Genomic DNA, 3361 nt, shown 5'->3' on the forward strand with positions numbered 1-3361 from the left:
CATCGCCGAAGGTGAGCGGTGCGCCTTCCTCAATCCAAGATGCCGCAGGCTTCGTGGCCGCGATGTTGATCTTGTGCTCGCCGCTCGTCGTAATCGTCGTCGCAAGAGAACGCAGGACGTTTTCCTCGCTGAGTACGTCAATAAGACGCTTATCGTACTCCTCCGGCACGAGATAGCCGCCGCTGGCATCCGTGCCTTCCTGCAGGACGTTCTCGACTTGTCGGAAATTCGTGCGCAGCGCCTTGAGCATCGCGGCACGGTAGGCGTCACTCGCCCTGCCCGTCTGCTCTTTGCCCAAAGATGCGCCCGGCATATTGGTGATTGCCACCGCCGTCGGTTTTGCCATTTCCGCATCGAGAATCGCCTGCCGCTCCATGCGCTCGATATCCTTGCCGAGCGTGAGAACCTCATTCTCCATCTGCTCGTATGCCTTCGCATCCTCTGCCGAAAGACTGCCTTCCTGCGTGTGTTCATCCAAGAACGCCTTTGCCTGCTCCCAGAGAGCCGCACGCTTTTCACGCATTGCCAAAATCTTATCCATGTTATTTCCTCCCTCAGTGTGCAATAGAAAAGAGCCGCCTTTTCAGCGACTCCGCATCGACTTTGTTCATTTGCTTTCCCTGCCCGAATTTCGAGAGCAGGGAATTTGTGACGGCGGCGCGAGAAAAAATCAGGCCATCCGCCTCATCGCCTGTCGGGCGATTCTTCTCTCCGTTGAGAATCGCATCGGCGAAGCCAAGCTCCACTGCCTTCTTCGCGTTCATCCACGTCTCGGCGTCCATGAGCCGTGAAATTTTTGATCGCGACATCCCCGTCTTGATCTCGTAGGCATTGATGATGCTCTCCTTGACCTCCGATAGAAGAGCGATGGCGCGTTCCATCTCCTGCACGTCGCCGATGGAAATGGTCATAGGATTGTGGATCATTACCATGCCTACAGGAGATATTTCTACGGTAGTGCCTGCCATCGCAATGACGGATGCCGCCGATGCCGCAAGGCTGTCAATCCTGACGGTGACATTGCCTGGATAGTCCATCAGCATGTTGTAGATTTGCGCCGCCGCGAAGCAGTCGCCGCCGGGCGAGTTAATCCACAAGACGACATCTCCCTCTGCCGCATGAAGCTCCTCGCGGAAGATGGCAGGCGTGACTTCATCGCCGAACCACGTCTCGTCCGAAATCTCGCCGTCGAGGAGCAGCGTGCGCTTCTCGCCCTCGTTTCGTACCCAGTTCCAAAATTTACGTTTCATCATTTTCCCCCCACTGCTGTTTATTCGCGAACAATCCAGCATCCTTGAGCTTCGTCATGCTGCCGTTGATGAGATAGAGGTCGCCGCCTTCTTCACCCTCAATTGGATTGAGGTCTTCGAGGCTTCGGATGTCGTTGGCGGAAAGCCAGCCGTTCTGCCGCCCGATGGCATATCCCTCCATGCGGCTCTTGTAGTCTCCGCGCAAAAGCCCGTCCACCTTGAAACGGATGAAATATTCCTTCCGCTCCCTATCCGTAAGCAGGGCTTTCTGCAGCGACTGCTCCCAGCGCACCACCCACGGATTCAGCGTGTACTTCACGAACTCCAACGACTGCTGCTCGATGTTGTTGAAGCTGGATTTCTCCAAGTCGCCGATCATGTGCGGCGGCACGCGATAGAGCCGCGCAATCTCGTCGATCTGGAACTTCCTCGTCTCAAGGAACTGCGCTTCTTCAGGTGGGATGGCAATCTGCTGATACTTGACGCCCTCTTCAAGAACGGCAATCCTGCCCGTATTCATCGTACCGCCGTAAACGGCGTGCCAGCTTTCACGGAGCTTCGACGGGTCTTTCAATACGCCCGGATGTTCCAAGACACCGCCCGGACGCGCACCGTTCTTGAAAAATGCCGCTCCGTATTCCTCCGTTGCCAACGCGATGCCGATGGCGTTCTTTGCCATAGCGATGGGACTGTAGCCGACAAGACCGTCGAAGCCGAGTCCGGGGATATGGAGCACATCCTCACGCCGCAAACGAATCTGCCCCTTGTCCTTGAAGTTCGGATTTTCTTCCGTGCTTCGTGTATAGGTGTAGTAGATTTCCCCTGTGCGACTGTCGCGGCTCACTTCCATCTTATCTGGGAGCAATGGATAGAGTCCGAGGACATTTCCCCTGCCATCGCGCAATATTTGTGCGTAGGCATTGCCCCACAGGAGGAGATGCGCCATGAGCGTTTCGCGCAGCACGAAACTCGTCATCTCGGGATTCGGGGCGTCGTGGAGCAGGAAATACAGAGGATGCTCGTATGCGATCTCCTTGCCAGTTTCCGAACGACGATAGATAGCAAGCGGTAGACACGCGATGGATTCGGCGAGGATGCGCACACACGCGTAGACCGCTGTCGTCTGCATGGCAGTGCGCTCATTGACCGCCTTGCCCGCCGCCGTCTGCCCGAACAAAAAGGACAAGCCGCCGAGGTGATCCGTAGGCTTGTCCCGCGAACGGAAGAGTTTGCTGAATAGGTTCATGGAATCCTCCTTGTATAGCGATAGCTTTTATGCTATCATATAAATAGTGAACAGAGGGAGTGTACTATGTATCAAATTGATTTCTACGAAAAAAGAAACGGCATATCTGACGTATGGGATTTCCTCGAGGAACTGCGCCTAAAAAGCGGAAGCAACAAAGATGCACGCATTCAGTATGAACAAATCATCTTTTACCTCGATCTTCTAGCACGCAACGGAACAAATTTGCCAAGCAAAATCACAAAACATCTGGAAGATGGCATATGGGAACTCCGCCCAGGAAATAATCGCATCTTTTATTTTTATTATGCCGATGATCGATATGTTTTGCTGCACCACTTTCGTAAGAAAAGCCAAAAGACTCCGCCTAGAGAACTTGCCCGCGCTAAAGAAGCACGGAAGGATTACATCCGTCAACAAAAGGAGCGAACGCAATGAAGACATGGGATGATTACAAGAATCATGTGAAATCCATCGACGCAGAAAGTCGTCGCAACATGGAGGAAATCGAGGAGATTGCAGCCATCGTATCTTCTATGATTGAGCGTCGCACTGCCCTCGGCATCAGCCAAAGAATGCTTGCAGAACGCTGCGGCTTGCCACAGTCCTCTGTAGCACGCATCGAATCCTTTAAAACCACACCAAAAATCGACACACTGCTGAAACTCATGCAGCCACTAGGGTTGAAACTGCAAGTTGCGGTTCTTTAATCGGTCTCGCATGAATGCGGGACGAGATGCTCGCCGTGTGCTATTATGTAATGAGCAGGAGCGCCACCCTTCCGAGCGGCGCTCCTGTTGTTTCGGCTTAGAAGGTTTCGATGCAGGAAAGCTCCATGCTGTTGATTTCGGCGGTGAATTTCGCG

The 3361-nt window shown here is 53.7% G+C and carries 5 protein-coding genes; 2 read left to right on the forward strand and 3 right to left on the reverse strand.

Translation table 11 applies throughout. The features are described 5' to 3' along the window. The 3 genes from HMPREF1153_RS10180 to HMPREF1153_RS10190 form a co-directional block, all read right to left on the reverse strand. Window positions 1-541 (reverse strand): phage major capsid protein (locus HMPREF1153_RS10180; RefSeq protein ID WP_009646868.1); only part of this gene is annotated, 541 nt, incomplete at its 3' end. A 13-nt stretch (window positions 542-554) separates the two neighbouring features. After that, window positions 555-1250: a head maturation protease, ClpP-related gene (locus HMPREF1153_RS10185; RefSeq protein ID WP_009646873.1), complete on the reverse strand. Its 696-nt coding sequence runs from the start codon at window positions 1248-1250 to the stop codon at window positions 555-557. Then, window positions 1240-2496 (reverse strand): phage portal protein, encoded by a 1257-nt coding sequence (locus HMPREF1153_RS10190; RefSeq protein ID WP_009646872.1) that lies wholly within the window; start codon window positions 2494-2496, stop codon window positions 1240-1242. Before HMPREF1153_RS10190 ends, HMPREF1153_RS10185 begins: the two co-directional genes overlap by 11 nt. A 66-nt stretch (window positions 2497-2562) precedes the next feature. Here HMPREF1153_RS10190 and HMPREF1153_RS10195 point away from each other — a divergent pair, with 66 nt between their 5' ends. Both HMPREF1153_RS10195 and HMPREF1153_RS10200 read left to right on the forward strand, forming a co-directional pair. Further along, complete coding sequence (locus HMPREF1153_RS10195) at window positions 2563-2934, forward strand: type II toxin-antitoxin system RelE/ParE family toxin (RefSeq protein WP_037370564.1); 372 nt, start codon at window positions 2563-2565, stop codon at window positions 2932-2934. After that, a complete protein-coding gene (locus HMPREF1153_RS10200; RefSeq protein ID WP_009646869.1) occupies window positions 2931-3206 on the forward strand; it encodes a helix-turn-helix domain-containing protein in 276 nt (91 codons plus the stop codon). Before HMPREF1153_RS10195 ends, HMPREF1153_RS10200 begins: the two co-directional genes overlap by 4 nt. Window positions 3207-3361: the final 155 nt, after the last annotated feature.

It is taken from the genome of Selenomonas sp. CM52 (assembly GCF_000292955.1).
Taxonomy (GTDB): domain Bacteria; phylum Bacillota; class Negativicutes; order Selenomonadales; family Selenomonadaceae; genus Selenomonas.